Origin of the sequence: Sphaerospermopsis torques-reginae ITEP-024 (genome assembly GCF_019598945.1) — a bacterium.
Classification (GTDB): Bacteria; Cyanobacteriota; Cyanobacteriia; order Cyanobacteriales; family Nostocaceae; genus Sphaerospermopsis.
Genome location: NZ_CP080598.1, coordinates 3,188,836 through 3,203,719 on the forward strand (window position 1 = coordinate 3,188,836; position 14,884 = coordinate 3,203,719).

Here is a 14,884-nt window from a genome sequence, read left to right on the forward strand (position 1 = left end):
TATTAAAATTAAAATCTGTGAAAACAATACCAATTTACAAGAAAATTAATATATGGTGTGTAACTCTACCTACAATCCGCCCTATTTCTTGCGAAATGGCGCTGCTATGACAGCTTACACTGCTTTATGGGCAGGAAATAACTGGGAAAGCACAATTTCACACCCAGAACCACTTTATCAGCAGGTCGTATTTACGGGAGGGCAGGATGTGCCAATTTTCGGTTGGGTTGCCATACCCGAAAATGCCCATAGCACAATTATTGGCACTTATGGTATTACAGGAGAGTTAGAACAACAATGGTTTTTAAGATTGTTGGGACGTAAAGCATACTCTCAAGGTTATGCTGTGGTTCTCTTTGATTGGCGGGCGCATGGTAAAACGGCAGAATTATCCCCAACTTTAACTTCTGATGGGTTGTATGAAGGGGAAGATTTTGTCAAAATTGCCCAGCAAGCGGTAGCAATGGGTTGTCCTCCAAAATGTTGGTTTACCGGGTATTCTTTGGGGGGACAATTGGCGCTTTGGGGAATCAAAACAGCTACGGATTTCAATTTAAAAGATGTAGAAATTGCTGGTGGGGCGGTGATTTGTCCAAGCTTAGATTCGTTGCGATCGCTCACTTATATAGTCACACATCCCTTTGGTAAATATGTTGAATCCCGCATTGCTGGAGAATTAAAAAAACTAGCATGGAAATTACATCATACTCATGATAATTCTTTTGATTCGGCAGCAATAGAAAGAGCAAATAGCATTTGGGGATTTGATGAAGAACTTGTCATTGGCCGCTTGGGTTTTAGTTCTGTGGAAGAATATTATGAAGCCAGCAGTGGTTTAAATTTATTACCTCAGTTGCAAAAACCAACTTTAATTATTTATGCTGCTGATGATCCCTTATTTCATCCCGATCTTGTTGATGATTTAAAAGTTGCCAGTGCCAAAAATCCTGCCATAGATTTGTTACTTACATCCTACGGTGGTCATGTAGGTTATATAAGTAGTAAAAAGTGTCAAATTCAATCCCAAGATCCTGATAAATGGTGGGCTTGGAATCGTATTTTAGAATGGATAGGAATGAATGAAGGCAAGAGGCAAGAGGCAGAAGACAGGAAGCTGTTATTATAAGGAGTATTGATCATACGCTCCCAAAAATTTTCGCTTTCAAAAACGGAGCTTTAGAACCTATTATTTCATCAATGTAGTGCTGAGATTTATCAGATAGTATTGATCAAACATCCCTGATTTTTTGAATAATTAATTATCTAGAACCCAAAATTTTTAGTTGTGAATTAGTTGTGAATTAGTTGTGAATAACTTTCTCTCAAACTGGCTACCTGCGCCTAAAAAATTAGTATTTTCATCTGATGATGTGCATATCTGGAAAATAGACTTAAAGCAGTCTGAATCACAGATACAATCTTTCAGAGAAACTTTATCTAGTGATGAAGTTGCTCGTGCAGAACGGTTTTATTTTCCAGAACATCGACAGCGTTTTATTGTTGGGCGTGGTAGTCTGCGTAATATTTTAGGACGCTGTTTAGGAGTAGAACCGTCTCAAGTAGAATTTGATTATCAACAACGGGGAAAACCAACTTTAGCAGCTAAGTTTGCTGATTCAGGAATATTTTTTAATTTATCCCATTCGCAAGATTTGGGTTTATGTGGTATAAGTTATCAAAGATTAATTGGGGTAGATTTAGAATATATTCGCCCAATGTCTGATTTAGAAAATCTGGCTCAACGTTTCTTTTTACCCCAAGAATATGAAATAATTAAATTACTGACACCTGAACAAAAACAACAAGTATTTTTTCGTTACTGGACTTGTAAAGAAGCTTATTTAAAAGCCACAGGAGATGGTTTAATTCAATTAGAACAAATCGGAATTGAATTAACACCTACAGAACCTGCTCAATTAAAGGTTTCAGGAAATTGGCAACTAAGAGAATTAATACCAGCAGATAATTTTGCTGCTGCGGTTGTTGTAGATAATAATGGCAGTAATTTCCAATTTTGGCAATTATAGGTAGATCAACATAATGGGGGAGCTATATTTTGTGGGGTGGGCATCTTGCCTGCCCTCTTTAATGAATTTGGTGTCTATAAATCAAATCTATCAAAAAAAGCCGAGCTTGTTCTAAAGATATATGTCTAGGTTTTCCTTGATAAACAATTTGGTATTCATTCATATTTTGCCCATCTCCATATCCTGAAATTAACTTGCGGTGAAATGCTTCTTCAGCCAGTTCTCTAACTTCATTTCTGAGAGCAGAATGTGTGTTATTCATAACTAAGACATCTTGTGAATTAGGGAGCATCCCAAATGTGTAAATTTATTTTGATCTAGGGAAATAAAATGCTACAAGACTTGATATGATTGAACCGCAAAGGACGCAAAGGACACAAAGATAAGAGATTGTGAGAGATTTTTTAGTGTTGCTGTATTCATTTTGTCAAAATTGGGATGCTTCCGTGAATTACCTGTTTTCCTTTTATTGAAAAAGCAAGTTCATTAAATCTGTCCTTGGTATTATTTTTATCTTGATTCTCTCAACCGTGATTTCAGAAACTTTAATTAAATGGAAATTATGCCCTGAGATAGCTGAATCTTATTCATAATAGGAGTAAGTTGAACTTGGCTAAATAACCTCAAAAATAGTCAATAAATTGAAAATCAATGGTTCAAGAGCAAAGTACCGATGTCATCCGCATCAATGCCAGAAGAACTGATGTATTTGATATTTTTAACTTCAAGTATTATATTGGACCCAACCCTTATTTAGATACAGGGGCGCTAGTATTTGATTTTTCTTTGACTGAATTGCAAGATCCTTTACCGATAGAGGATTATATTGACGTTATCAGTGATTTTTATCCCCACTTAGCGGAGCAAAGATATCAATTATATGCTGATTTATTTGCCCGTGTTGTTTCCGAAGTGAGCAAATTAGATATAGGTTTATACCTTAATCTTTGGAGTATCACAGCATATCATTCCTATGTAAGAATTGCCATTCAAGCATTACATGAAGGCACGGCAATAGCAGTAGTTTACTTGGTTTGGGACTGGTTGGAAAGTATTACAAAAGATGAGTATTTTCCCTTTGAGGAACGGTTAATTAAATTGCAAAATAAGTTCCGAGAATCTGTTTATGGTGGACCAACAGTTTATGCTTTATGGCAGGCTGCATATCAACAAGGTATTCCTACTTGCTATTTATGGGAAGAAGGATTAATGCAATATGGTTATGGTAAAAAACAAGTACGAGGAGTAGCAACAACTTTTGATATTGATAGTCATTTAGATTCTGAATTTACTACCCGCAAAGATGATTGTAAGGAATTTTTAGAAAGATTGGGTTTTCCCGTGCCAAAGGGTGATATTGTCACTTCAGAAACAGAAGCGTTAGATATAGCTAGAAAAATTGGTTATCCAGTGGCAATTAAACCTGTAATGGGTCATAAAGGAATTGGTGTAACTCCTAATATCAATGATTCTAGAAAATTGAAATCTGCTTATAATTTGGCAGTATTAGCCATTCCCGAAGATGAATCAATTAGAATTATTGTGGAGCAAAGTATCTCAGGAAGAGATTTTCGTTTATTGTGTGTCAATGGTAAATTTGTCGCTGCTACAGAACGTCGCCCACCATCGGTTGTGGGTAATGGATATTCAACAATTAGAGAATTAATTAAAAAAGAAAATCGCAAATCAGAACGGAGAGATACACCCACATCATCCATGAGTAAAATTGTCATTGATGAAGCGATGGAACGATATTTATATGAACAAAGATTAGATGTGGATAGTATAATTGAACGCGATCGCATTATTTATCTTTCCAAAGTTGCTAATATCTCATCCGGTGGTATCAGCATTAATGCCACCCATAAAATTCATCCTGATAATATTATCTTAGCAGAAGAAATCGCCCAAAATTTTCGCCTTACTTGTTTAGGCATTGATGTGATTACTAAAAATATTTCCCACTCTTGGAAAAATAGTAATTTTGCCATCTTAGAAATTAACGCTGCACCAGGTATTTTTATGCACCTTAACCCCGCTATTGGTGCAAGTGTTGATGTTCCTGCACATCTTTTATCAACCTTTTTTCCATCTGCTCAAGATGCCAGAATACCAATTATTACGTTTAATAAAATTACTGTATTTGAATTACAAGCAATAATTGATCAGATTCTTTTACAACATCCACAAATGAAAATAGGTGCTGTGTGTCGTGAGGGAATATTTATCAATCATTGCCAAAAATTTTGGAGTCAAGAATACAATCGCAATATACAAACTTTGTTGCGTCATCCTCAGCTTGATTTATTAATTGCTGAATACGCAGAAGATACTCTAGAATCAGAAGGAATGGTTTACAAAGGTAGTAATATTGTGGTGTTGGATAATCCCACAGAAACAGAAATGATATTATTAAGAGATGCCATAGATGGTTCGATTGTGATCATTAAGAAAGACAACAATGTTTCTATTCGACATAAAGGAGCAAGCGAAGATTTAATTTTAGACGTAGAAACAGATTTTTTGAATGTTTATCTACCAGCAATTGAACAAAAAATTACTATAGTAGGTGACAAGTGACTGGGGATACAATTTTGGATTTTGGATTTTGGATTTTGGATTGTATTTCATGAAGCCAATCTAAAATCTAAAATCTAAAATCTAAAATTCTCCTGACTCCTGACTTTACTTGAGTTTGGCATGAGCAGCCAAAATAATTCTTTCTGTTTCTTCCCAACTAATACATTTGTCAGTTACTGAAACACCATATTGTAATTCTTCCCGTTTTCCTGTAATTGGTTGATTACCTTCATATAAATTTGACTCCAGCATCATTCCCAAAATTGAATTATTACCAGCAACTATTTGCTGAATTATATTTTCTAACACCGCAGGTTGCAATCTATAATCTTTATTTGTGTTACCATGACTGCAATCAATTACTATTCTTGGTGGTAAACCTGCGGCTTTTAATTGTTCCTCTACCAATTTCACATTTTCCGGATCATAATTAGGCTGACTTCCACCCCGCAAAATTACATGACCATGAGAATTACCTCTTGTTTGAAATACACTCACCTGTCCTTTTTGGTTAATTCCTAAAAAATTATGTGGAGTTTGCGCTGATTTGAGAGCATTCAAAGCCACATTAATATTACCATCTGTACCATTTTTAAAACCCACCGGCATGGAAAGACCACTGGCCATTTCGCGGTGAGTTTGTGATTCAGTTGTTCTCGCTCCAATTGCTGACCAACAAACCAATTCACTGATATATTGAGGAATAATCGGATCAAGTGCTTCCGTTGCTGTTGGTAATCCTAATTCTGCCAATTTTAATAATAAACTCCGAGCAATTAAAATCCCTCTTTCTACATGGAAAGAATCATCCATATCGGGATCGTTAATTAATCCTTTCCAACCTACAGTAGTTCTAGGTTTTTCAAAATAAACCCGCATGATCAATAACAATTTATCATGCACTTTCTCTGCTAAATCTTTTAATTTTTCAGCATATTCTATCGCCGCTTTAGGATCATGAATAGAACAAGGACCAACTACAATGAATTTTCTGCTATCTTTAAAATCAAGAATATGTTCTATTTCCTGTCTGAATTGCAAAATTGTATGTTCAGCAGATTTAGTTAAAGGCAATTTTTCTTTAACTTGATTAGGAGTTAATAAAACGTGCGAACTCTTAATATTAGTGTTAATTAATTTGTTGATCATGGTGTAAAACTCTAAACTTGTGTAATGCGCTGTATTGTGTAAAGGAATACTATACACATTTTTCAGGAAAAATACAAGATACATTAGGAGTCAGGAGTCAGGAGTAGGGGCAACCCCCCTGGTTGCCCCTACAGGAGTCAGGAGTAAAACGCTCTTTCGGTCTGTCTATCTTTTAATTGAGATGCTGTATCTATAATAGAGAAGTCAGGATATCCAGTATTCAGAATATCCAGTATTGAGAAAAATAGTAATTAGTTCTCAGAAAAATGAAAACCTGAAAAATTAGTTAGATTTGATGAGACTTGACTAATCACTAATTACCCTTAAGTAATTACGTGCATTATTGTGATCTATTTCAACAATACATAAAAATCAAAAAACATGAATCTATAAAAAAGCAGATTTTTAGGAAAAAATCTATGTTTATGTATATTGTTTATGTATATTGTTTATGTATTAGGACTTACGCAAGATTTGAGTGAAAACCTGATTCCTGGGTAGGGGTAATTCATGAATTACCCCTACTTTCGTTCTGTTTTGCGTAAGTCGTGTGTATATTGTTTATGTATATTGTTTATGTATATTTTTTGTAGACCAGATGCTAGGAAAATTCATTAAAAATCAATTATATCAAAATTAAGATTTGGTAACTGGTTGATTTTTCCCAATCACCAATCACCAATCACCAATCACCAAATATCATATTATTCAATTTTACCAGTAGTGATCATCATATAACTTAATAACCAACCTGCCATAGTTGCCCTGCGAGTTTGCCGGGGTCCAAATTCACCAATTTTGTAACCTTTAAAACCTAGCCTTTGTTTGAGTAGTTGTTTATTTTCTTGGGGAATAGAACGAGTTAATTTCATTGTCGCTGGGCGAGACTCAATAAAATTACCGGGTTCTGGATATTCAGCCGCCCATTCTGGTGCTACTTGGCTAGTATCCCATTTTTCAGTGTTAGCATCATAACGATAACCCAAGTGATACCATACCAATTGGTTAACGGTATGATCATCAATTTTATCGTTGATAATATCCCAAATTGTTTCTTTATTGAGTGGTGGCAAGTTAAACATAAGCAATTTTAATTTTGTCCGTGATTTGTTGTCAGTTGTCAGTTGTCAGTTGTAAACTCAGTCAGTAAACTAGAAGATTTTAGCGTTTTAGTGGTGAAATTAAAGATTTATCAGTGACAACCGAGAAACCCAACTGTATCAACAAAGTTGCAGATTAAAAAGTAAACCTGAAATCGTAAAATACTAGAAACTGTTAATTTCTGCTTACTGTCTCCTGAAACCAGACTTTTTTATGCAATCTACAGCACCATTACCAAAACTAATCCGCGCCCATGTCTTCATTACTGGCAGAGTTCAAGGTGTGGGGTATCGTTACGCCACTGTAGATACTGCTACCCAGTTGGGGTTAACTGGTTGGGTGCGAAATCTCCCAGATAGTCGAGTGGAAGCAGTTTTTGAGGGTGCTAAAGAAATTGTAGAGGAAATGGTGCGTTGGTGTCATGCTGGACCACCTGCGGCAATGGTAAAGGAAGTGATAGTTGAATATGAACACCCAGAAGGTTTGCGGGGCTTTGAAGTTAGGCGTTAACTGCTATTATTAACAGCAGCTACATAACCCAGCTTTGCTAACTGTTCAGTTCGTTGTTTAGCATAAGACTGCAAACCATTCCATTCATGAACCACTAACACACCTGGACGCTTACCCTTGATAGAGTCATCATAAGCCAAATAACCTTCTAAAATTGTATCTCCTTGTTTATATTAGATTTTTTTGGTTTTAATTGCTGCTAATACATCCATATAAGTCAGCAACACAACCACAGGTGTAAACAAAACAGAAAGCAGAATTTTCATGACTTTGTAAATACTAAAACACTGATTATGGTAAATTATCACTGTAAAATCATGAAAAAAACCTAGTTATGCATTATCTATATACTGGGAAAATTTTGCTTCTCCTTTCTGGCTGATTTTGAGAAATTTATAAGAATGCCATTCTAGCAAGGCTAAATTGTGTAGTTACGTTACATTATTAGTTATATAAATAAAAGTCATTGTTGTTCTGCCTATTGATCGGCTACTAACATAAAACCATGAGTGCAACTGCTATTATTTCTCAAAACCCCCTACTCCAAGGCAGAGGTTTACCGCCATTTGCAGATATTACACCAGAGCAAGTAGAACCTGCTTTTAAACATCTGTTAACAGAATTGCAACAACAACTAGCTATATTAGAAACTAATGTAGAGCCTACATGGACTGGTTTAGTAGAACCTCTAGAAAAGTTAACAGAAAAGCTGTACTGGAGTTGGGGTATACTTAACCATTTAATGGGTGTCAAAAATAGCCCTGATTTACGTATAGCATATCAAAAGGTTCAGCCACAAGTAGTACACTTTATTAACACCCTTGGTCAAAGCAAACCGATTTACAAGGCTTTTAAAGCCCTCCGTGCCAGTGATACCTGGGAAACCTTAGAATCTGCCCAGCAACGCATTGTAGAAGCAGCGATTCGAGATGCAAAATTATCTGGTGTGGGTTTGGAAGGAGAAGCACGAGAACGTTTTAATGTGATTCAAATGCAATTAGCAGAACTGGCTACAGATTTTGCTAATAATCTTTTGGATGCTACCTCAGCCTTTAGTCTAGTTTTAACAACCAAAGCAGAAATTGACGGTTTACCCAGTAGCTTAATCAGTTTAGCTGCTCAGGCGGCTCGCATTGCCGGGGAAGAACAGGCCACCCCAGAAAATGGACCTTGGCACATTACTTTAGACTTTCCCAGTTATTTTCCCTTTATGCAGCATAGCACCCGTCGGGATTTACGGGAAAAATTATACAAAGCTTATATTACCCGTGCTTCCTCTGGGGAATTAAATAACAACCCTCTCATTGAAAGAATTTTACAGTTACGGCAAGAATTGGCAGAGTTACTGGGCTTTGAAAATTTTGCCGAACTGAGTTTAGCTAGTAAAATGGCGAAAAATGTCCCAGCCGTGGAAAAGCTGTTAGAAGAACTGCGTCAAGCTAGTTATGATGCTGCTGTTAAAGATTTAGAAGCACTCAAAGATTTTGCTAAATCTCAGAAAGCAGCAGAAGCGGAAGATTTGCAACATTGGGATATCAGTTTTTGGGCTGAACGTCAAAGAGAAGCCAAATTTGCTTTTACTGAAGAAGAGTTACGTCCTTATTTTCCCCTTCCCCAGGTTCTTGATGGCTTATTTGGACTGATTAAACGACTATTTGGTGTGACTGTGACACCTGCTGATGGTCAAGCTCCAGTTTGGCATGAGGATGTCCGTTATTTCCAAATTGCTGATAAAAATGGTACTGCCATTGCTTACTTTTATCTCGATCCCTACATTCGTCCTGCCGAAAAACGTGGTGGTGCTTGGATGGAAGCTTGCATTCATCGCAGCAAAATCACGGAACGAGGTATAACTAGCACCCGCTTACCAGTAGCTTATTTGATTTGTAACCAAACTCCCCCAGTGGATAATAAACCAAGTTTGATGACTTTTGATGAAGTAGAAACTTTGTTCCACGAGTTTGGACATGGTTTACATCATATGCTCACCAAGGTTGATTATACTGGGGCAGCAGGTATTAATAATGTGGAGTGGGATGCAATAGAATTACCTAGCCAATTTATGGAAAATTGGTGTTATGACCGTCCCACCTTATTCAGTATGGCTAAACACTACGAAACAGGTGAACCATTACCAGAGCATTATTATCAAAAGCTGTTAGCAGCCCGTAATTACATGAGTGGTTCGGCAATGTTGCGGCAAATTCACCTCAGCAGTGTGGACATGGAACTACATTACCGCTATCGTCCTGGTGGTGATGAAACTCCCATAGATGTACGTGAACGAATTGCCAAAACTACTACTGTTTTACCACCATTGCCTGAAGATGCTTTTTTATGTGCTTTCGGTCACATCTTTGAAGGCGGCTATGCGGCTGGATACTATAGCTACAAATGGGCAGAAGTTCTGAGTGCTGATGCTTTTGCTGCTTTTGAAGAAGCGGGTTTAGAAGATGAAGTGGCAATACACGATACTGGTAGGCGCTACCGAGATACAGTATTAGCTATGGGTGGTAGTATGCACCCAATGGAAATTTTTAAAGCTTTCCGGGGTCGGGAACCAAAAACAACTGCTTTACTCAAGCATAATGGTTTGCTGGCTGCTACCTAAAAAATTCTGTGGTTGGGTTGACGTAAGGAAACCCAACATTCCCAGCATCTTTACTTTGTGCAAAATAAATTTTATAGTTAGGAGAGGGAACAGGGAACAGGAAGTAAGGAATACAAAGACTTTTGTTTTCACTCGATATGTTAAATTAATTTTGCTTGGGTACTTATACAGTTTAACTAAAAAAATGAAAGCATTATTTTTCTTAACTGACTTATGTCAATGTTTGTCAACATAATTCAAAATAATTATATTTTGACTATAAAATTGTCAGCTTAGGAATAGCTCCTCAGAAAAGTTACATCAGGAGTCAGGAGTCAAACTGGCTTAGTGTATAGGTTTCAATTTAGATTCTGTACCTCATTTATCTGCAATCTGGTGTAATATAATCAGAATTTCATTATTTCATTCTCTTGGTATTTCTTTACTAATTTCTAATTAACAAAAATGAATATAGATTAAAAATAATAAATAACATCATATTTCGTAAAGTTAATTAGGCTAAATTGAGAGTATGCTGAATCTATCAAAAACCTGATGGCAATTTTCAGTAACTAAACGCAAACAAACTTAAAGTTTTATTAGTTTTTTGCTCATTGGTAAGTTTTGGTTGTAATGACTCAAGACTAATAACTCAAGACTAATAACTAATAACTAAAATTTATTTGCGTTCATTTGCTAACTAGGTTTTTCAGATAAATTGAGAACATCAGTTCTGATGCTCGGTACTAACAGCGCAACCTCAAGAAACCTTAACAAAAACTACGGAACATGATACAAAAAATTTTGCTGGCTGTCTCTGGACTAGGACACGCAGAAGAAATGATGAAGACATTGAAAGAAATGCCATCTATCCAAGCTGCGAAAGTTACAGTTTTGCACGTTGTACCCCCACAAAGTACGGCTGCGGCAATGACAGAAAAATGGGAAGAAGGTGGTAAGATTCTGGCTAATGCGATTCAGTCTTTGAACTTTGATCCTAGTCAAGTATCTTCGATTTTGCGACAAGGTGATCCTAAAGATGTGGTTTGTCAAGTAGCTGATGAAATGGAAGCTGACTTGATTGTTATGGGTTCACGAGGACTTAAACGACTGCAATCAATTTTAGCTAACTCTGTCAGTCAGTATGTTTTCCAGCTATCTTCTCGTCCCATGTTGCTGGTTAAAGATGACATTTATGTCAAAAGAATCAAGCGCGTTTTCGTGGCAATGGACAACTCTGATGCAGCACAAAATTGCTTGAAGTTAGCTTTATTTTTGCTGAGAGATGTCACAGGTGCTCAGTTAATTTTGGCTAATATCAATACAGACTTGGGCGGTAAATTATCAGGTATTACTGATATTAAACCAGAAAGAGATACAGTGTTGGGAGATGCTGTAACAGCAGCAGAAAGACAAGGTGTTTCTGTGCGTTGTGTAACCAGTAGTGGTAAACCAGGTGAAGAAATTTGTCGTTTAGCAGAAGAACTCAATGTAGACTTATTGTTGTTAGGTTCTCCAGATCGTCGGCCATCTATTGCTAAGAGTTTTGTAGATTTGGATCGACTTGTTGGCGCTTCTTTATCTGACTATGTGCGTGTTAATGCTACTTGCCCAGTATTGTTAGCTAGAACTGTTGCATAAATAGGGACTGGTGACTGGTGACTGGTGACTGGGAAGATGAATAATCTAATTACCAATTACCAATTACCAATTACCAATTACCAATTACCAATTACCAAACTGTTAGTTTTTACCACCTTCGCGGCTGGCAGTTTGGATGTAAAGAATTATTAAAAATACGGCAGGAACAAGCACAAATAAGATACTTGCTACAAAGCCCAGGTCATTAACTTGCATGGCAAGATAGCCTCTCTTTAAATTGATTTTCAGTCAACAATTTTAGAATAGCATCATACTTGACAGAGTTATTCCTGATTTTGGATTTTGGATTTTGGATTTTGGATTTTGGATTTTAGATTTTTGAGTCAGTCAGTATTTAAGGTTTAGTAATGACGCTAACAGGTCCGTTAACTAGGGTTTGGCACGCAAGACGATAGTTATCTGGTTTGTTCTTAAATTTGCGCTTTTCTACATCAGTACGGGGTGAGAGGTTTTCCAGCCCTTCTACTACTTCCACAATACAGGTGGCACATTGTCCGTAACCACCGCAGTTGGTCATTTTTCCCCAAATTTTATAAATATCAATCCCATTTTCCATTGCTTTAAGCCGCAGGTTCGCACCATCAGCCGCAATTACTTCTTTATTCTCGTTGACAAATTTAATATTTCCCATAATTGTTTCCTTTGTGAGTGGTAAATTTTTGTTAATTTTTAGTTAGGTTGTTACAATATTTTACTTAATTAGGTGAATTTATTGCAAAACATTAAAAAATACAAAGTTTATTAAAAATAAATCTTGAAAAAATAGGACAGGTGTATGATCCCTGTCCAAAAAATTGAAACCAGATTAATTTACCTGAAACCAACAGCAGCTTGCCAAACAAAAGCAAGCAACAAGAAGAATACAGGAATAACTGGGAGTACATCTACCAAAGGATCAAAAATTTGGTACGCTTCGGGCAGTTTTGCTAATAAAAGTGCTGCTTCCATGTTTTTTTCTATCCACCTAATAATCCAACACAGCTTTCATATTTGAGAAGTATATTAACATGGTTTGGTAATTGGTAATTGGTGATTGGTGATTGGTGATTGGGAAAGAAGGGAACAGGGAACAGGGAACAGGGAACAGGGAATAAAGTTATTAATATTATCCTGCCTCCTGCCTCCTGCCTCCTGCCTCCTAATCACCTGTCACTTCTTCAGTGTCTTCTTTCAACCAATGTCCAAAGTCTTGAACGAAGCGATCGCTTAAAATTGATTCTCTAATTTTTTGGGTAAAGCGGATCAGTTCGGTGATGTTGTGAATACTTAATAATGTATAAGCTAAGATTTCTTGCGATCGCACCAAATGGGAAATATAAGCACGGGTGAAATTTGTGCAAGCATAACATGGGCAAGTTTCATCCAGTGGTGTAAAATCTTCCCGAAACTTGGCATTTTTCAGATTCCATCTTTCACCGTTGACTATCGCTGTTCCATGTCTTGCCCATCTGGTAGGTATCACACAATCAAATAAATCTATACCAGAAGCGATCGCAATGGCCATTTCTTTATAAGTTCCCACACCCATCAAATACCGGGGTTTATTTGCTGGTAATAACGGTGTTGTCGCCTTGACTATCTGTGCCATCAACTCCGGTGGTTCACCCACGCTTACCCCACCAATCGCAAAACCAGGCATATCCAACTTAGCCAACTCTGTAGCCGCACGGGCGCGTAAATCTAAATATACACCACCCTGCACAATAGGAAACAAAGCCTGATCAGTTCTTTGATGTGCGGTTATACACCTTTCTAACCAGCGATAAGTCCGATCCGTCGCTGCTTCCACCTCTTGACGGGTAGCGGGATAAGGTGGACATTCATCAAACGCCATGATCACATCAGCACCTAGAGTATTCTGTATTTCTATAGAACGTTCTGGGGTTAGTTTAATAATTTGTCCATCATGGGGTGAGCGAAAAGTTACACCTTCTTCTGAAATTTTTCGCATTTCGCTGAGACTGAAAACCTGAAAACCGCCCGAATCTGTGAGCGTCGGACCATTCCAGCCCATGAACTTATGCAGTCCACCACCACCAGCAACAATATGTTCTCCTGGTTGCAGATGCAAATGATAGGTATTAGATAAAACCATTTGCGCCCCTGTATCCTGGAGTTGAGCAGGGGTAATAGTTTTTACAGTTGCCAGCGTTCCCACAGGCATAAATCTGGGAGTTTCCACAATGCCATGCGGAGTGTGAAACACACCGACTCTAGCTTTGGTTTGACTACAGGTAGCGAGAAGTTGAAAAGAGAAATTGGACATTAGTGATTGGTGATTGGTAATGGGTAATTGGTAATTGGTAATTGGTAATGGGTAATTGGTAATTGGTGACTGGGTTATTAAACTCCCCATCTGTCCATCTTTCCATCTGTCCATCTTTCCATCTTTCCATCTCCCCATCTTCCCAAAATTGGGGGTGATACCCTGCTATATAGTATCGTTGCTGTGGGTATATTATTGAGGGGATGCTAAATAAAACCAAAACCTTTATAAATTAGAGGTTGGAGGCTGATCATGAGGAAACAAAGTGCAAGGCTTTTGAAGGTTAAACCGGAAAAACTGTGCATTTTAGGGACAGAAGATGCAATAATTTGAGGATAACAGATAGCCCAAACTATTCCCTATTCCCTATTCCCTATTCCCTGCCTCAATGGAAAGACTTTCTCTGCCAGCCCTATTTAGGGTTAAAAACAATCAGAGCAGTCGTCATCTATTTCCGCATCCCATCGAGCCGATAGTACCTGATCCATCATTGCTTCTATCGCACCGGCGTTAAATTGGCGATCGCATCGTTCCTGTAAAGGTGTAGAGAGAGGAATCAGACGCAAACAAAAATCTTCTTGGAATAAATCAAAGTATGTTTCTTGTTCTGGTGATTGTTTGAGTTCCAGATAGTCAAAACTATATATATTCAGATACAAAGCATTATTAGCGACTATTGTAGACCTTTGCGGATGGGCAAATACTTCCATCACATCCCCATCACCTTCGCTCAGTAGCTTGTTCTCTTGGGTGTAGATGTAGTGAACTCGACCTAAATCTGTTAAAAGTCTGCGGATGTCGAGTTTATTTACAATCACGCCGGTGTTGACAATACACGGGGCTGGTATTTTGATATTGGGTAGATGATAACTCATAGAGTATTAGCGATTGAGGGAAGGTGAGTGACAACACAGATGAAAAGTCAATGCCTAGCTTTTTCACTGGACAAAACCCTACATTTCCAAAATATCAACTTTATATAGCGATCGTCTATGGAAA

The 14,884-nt window shown here is 37.4% G+C and carries 15 protein-coding genes and 1 pseudogene; 6 read left to right on the top strand and 10 right to left on the bottom strand.

Going from position 1 to position 14,884, the window contains the following annotated elements; genetic code table 11:
* Positions 1-52 precede the first annotated feature (52 nt).
* Positions 53-1,126 (top strand): YheT family hydrolase, encoded by a 1,074-nt coding sequence (locus K2F26_RS14815; RefSeq protein ID WP_220608443.1) that lies wholly within the window; start codon positions 53-55, stop codon positions 1,124-1,126.
* A gap of 181 nt (positions 1,127-1,307) precedes the next feature.
* The gene (hetI, locus tag K2F26_RS14820) at positions 1,308-2,027 is read left to right on the top strand and encodes a 4'-phosphopantetheinyl transferase HetI (protein ID WP_220608444.1); all 720 of its coding nucleotides are present in this window, start codon (positions 1,308-1,310) and stop codon (positions 2,025-2,027) included.
* A 58-nt stretch (positions 2,028-2,085) separates the two neighbouring features.
* Here hetI and K2F26_RS14825 read toward each other — a convergent pair whose 3' ends face one another.
* Positions 2,086-2,289, bottom strand: a complete 204-nt coding sequence (locus tag K2F26_RS14825; RefSeq protein WP_187039130.1) for a hypothetical protein — start codon at positions 2,287-2,289, stop codon at positions 2,086-2,088.
* A gap of 389 nt (positions 2,290-2,678) precedes the next feature.
* Here K2F26_RS14825 and K2F26_RS14830 point away from each other — a divergent pair, with 389 nt between their 5' ends.
* Positions 2,679-4,607, top strand: coding sequence for an ATP-binding protein (locus tag K2F26_RS14830; protein ID WP_220608445.1), 1,929 nt, complete (start codon positions 2,679-2,681; stop codon positions 4,605-4,607).
* Between the two features lie 105 nt (positions 4,608-4,712).
* Here K2F26_RS14830 and K2F26_RS14835 read toward each other — a convergent pair whose 3' ends face one another.
* Both K2F26_RS14835 and K2F26_RS14840 read right to left on the bottom strand, forming a co-directional pair.
* Positions 4,713-5,756, bottom strand: a complete 1,044-nt coding sequence (locus K2F26_RS14835) for a 3-deoxy-7-phosphoheptulonate synthase (RefSeq protein WP_194057531.1) — start codon at positions 5,754-5,756, stop codon at positions 4,713-4,715.
* Positions 5,757-6,460: 704 nt separating this feature from the next.
* Positions 6,461-6,838 carry a DUF1823 family protein gene (locus K2F26_RS14840; RefSeq protein ID WP_220608446.1) on the bottom strand — a complete coding sequence of 126 codons (378 nt, stop codon included), beginning with the start codon at positions 6,836-6,838 and terminating at the stop codon, positions 6,461-6,463.
* A 232-nt stretch (positions 6,839-7,070) separates the two neighbouring features.
* On the opposite strand from K2F26_RS14840, the gene K2F26_RS14845 reads away from it, so the two are divergent.
* A complete protein-coding gene (locus K2F26_RS14845) occupies positions 7,071-7,367 on the top strand; it encodes an acylphosphatase (RefSeq protein ID WP_220608447.1) in 297 nt (98 codons plus the stop codon).
* A 17-nt stretch (positions 7,368-7,384) separates the two neighbouring features.
* On the opposite strand, the pseudogene K2F26_RS14850 reads toward K2F26_RS14845, so the two are convergent.
* Positions 7,385-7,633, bottom strand: a pseudogene (locus tag K2F26_RS14850) (dienelactone hydrolase family protein); the annotation flags it as partial.
* A gap of 239 nt (positions 7,634-7,872) precedes the next feature.
* Here K2F26_RS14850 and K2F26_RS14855 point away from each other — a divergent pair.
* Positions 7,873-9,978 (top strand): M3 family metallopeptidase, encoded by a 2,106-nt coding sequence (locus K2F26_RS14855; RefSeq protein WP_220608448.1) that lies wholly within the window; start codon positions 7,873-7,875, stop codon positions 9,976-9,978.
* A 768-nt stretch (positions 9,979-10,746) separates the two neighbouring features.
* Complete coding sequence (locus tag K2F26_RS14860; protein ID WP_220608449.1) at positions 10,747-11,598, top strand: universal stress protein; 852 nt, start codon at positions 10,747-10,749, stop codon at positions 11,596-11,598.
* Between the two features lie 102 nt (positions 11,599-11,700).
* On the opposite strand, the gene psbM is transcribed toward K2F26_RS14860, so the two are convergent.
* From psbM to K2F26_RS14890, 6 genes are all read right to left on the bottom strand, one after another.
* A complete protein-coding gene (psbM, locus tag K2F26_RS14865; RefSeq protein ID WP_071985120.1) occupies positions 11,701-11,814 on the bottom strand; it encodes a photosystem II reaction center protein PsbM in 114 nt (37 codons plus the stop codon).
* Positions 11,815-11,953: 139 nt separating this feature from the next.
* A complete protein-coding gene (locus tag K2F26_RS14870) occupies positions 11,954-12,250 on the bottom strand; it encodes a 2Fe-2S iron-sulfur cluster-binding protein (protein ID WP_220608450.1) in 297 nt (98 codons plus the stop codon).
* A 179-nt stretch (positions 12,251-12,429) separates the two neighbouring features.
* Complete coding sequence (locus tag K2F26_RS14875; protein WP_006195022.1) at positions 12,430-12,567, bottom strand: photosystem II reaction center protein K; 138 nt, start codon at positions 12,565-12,567, stop codon at positions 12,430-12,432.
* Between the two features lie 190 nt (positions 12,568-12,757).
* On the bottom strand, positions 12,758-13,885 hold the full coding sequence (gene tgt / locus K2F26_RS14880) for a tRNA guanosine(34) transglycosylase Tgt (protein ID WP_220608451.1): 1,128 nt from the start codon (positions 13,883-13,885) through the stop codon (positions 12,758-12,760).
* On the bottom strand, positions 13,848-14,015 hold the full coding sequence (locus K2F26_RS14885) for a hypothetical protein (protein WP_220612019.1): 168 nt from the start codon (positions 14,013-14,015) through the stop codon (positions 13,848-13,850). The genes tgt and K2F26_RS14885 overlap by 38 nt, the downstream gene beginning before the upstream one ends.
* A 292-nt stretch (positions 14,016-14,307) precedes the next feature.
* The gene (locus K2F26_RS14890) at positions 14,308-14,760 is read right to left on the bottom strand and encodes a hypothetical protein (protein ID WP_220608452.1); all 453 of its coding nucleotides are present in this window, start codon (positions 14,758-14,760) and stop codon (positions 14,308-14,310) included.
* Between the last annotated feature and the right edge of the window lie 124 nt (positions 14,761-14,884).

What these genes read in the sequence shown, in the direction of transcription:
- K2F26_RS14815 (WP_220608443.1), top strand. Translation starts at nt 53, where the DNA reads ATGGTGTGTAACTCTACCTACAATCCGCCCTATTTCTTGCGAAATGGC.
- K2F26_RS14825 (WP_187039130.1), bottom strand. Translation starts at nt 2,289, where the DNA reads ATGAATAACACACATTCTGCTCTCAGAAATGAAGTTAGAGAACTGGCT.
- K2F26_RS14830 (WP_220608445.1), top strand. Translation starts at nt 2,679, where the DNA reads ATGGTTCAAGAGCAAAGTACCGATGTCATCCGCATCAATGCCAGAAGA.
- K2F26_RS14835 (WP_194057531.1), bottom strand. Translation starts at nt 5,756, where the DNA reads ATGATCAACAAATTAATTAACACTAATATTAAGAGTTCGCACGTTTTA.
- K2F26_RS14840 (WP_220608446.1), bottom strand. Translation starts at nt 6,838, where the DNA reads ATGTTTAACTTGCCACCACTCAATAAAGAAACAATTTGGGATATTATC.
- K2F26_RS14845 (WP_220608447.1), top strand. Translation starts at nt 7,071, where the DNA reads ATGCAATCTACAGCACCATTACCAAAACTAATCCGCGCCCATGTCTTC.
- K2F26_RS14855 (WP_220608448.1), top strand. Translation starts at nt 7,873, where the DNA reads ATGAGTGCAACTGCTATTATTTCTCAAAACCCCCTACTCCAAGGCAGA.
- K2F26_RS14860 (WP_220608449.1), top strand. Translation starts at nt 10,747, where the DNA reads ATGATACAAAAAATTTTGCTGGCTGTCTCTGGACTAGGACACGCAGAA.
- psbM (WP_071985120.1), bottom strand. Translation starts at nt 11,814, where the DNA reads ATGCAAGTTAATGACCTGGGCTTTGTAGCAAGTATCTTATTTGTGCTT.
- K2F26_RS14870 (WP_220608450.1), bottom strand. Translation starts at nt 12,250, where the DNA reads ATGGGAAATATTAAATTTGTCAACGAGAATAAAGAAGTAATTGCGGCT.
- K2F26_RS14875 (WP_006195022.1), bottom strand. Translation starts at nt 12,567, where the DNA reads ATGGAAGCAGCACTTTTATTAGCAAAACTGCCCGAAGCGTACCAAATT.
- tgt (WP_220608451.1), bottom strand. Translation starts at nt 13,885, where the DNA reads ATGTCCAATTTCTCTTTTCAACTTCTCGCTACCTGTAGTCAAACCAAA.
- K2F26_RS14885 (WP_220612019.1), bottom strand. Translation starts at nt 14,015, where the DNA reads ATGGAAAGATGGAAAGATGGACAGATGGAAAGATGGACAGATGGGGAG.
- K2F26_RS14890 (WP_220608452.1), bottom strand. Translation starts at nt 14,760, where the DNA reads ATGAGTTATCATCTACCCAATATCAAAATACCAGCCCCGTGTATTGTC.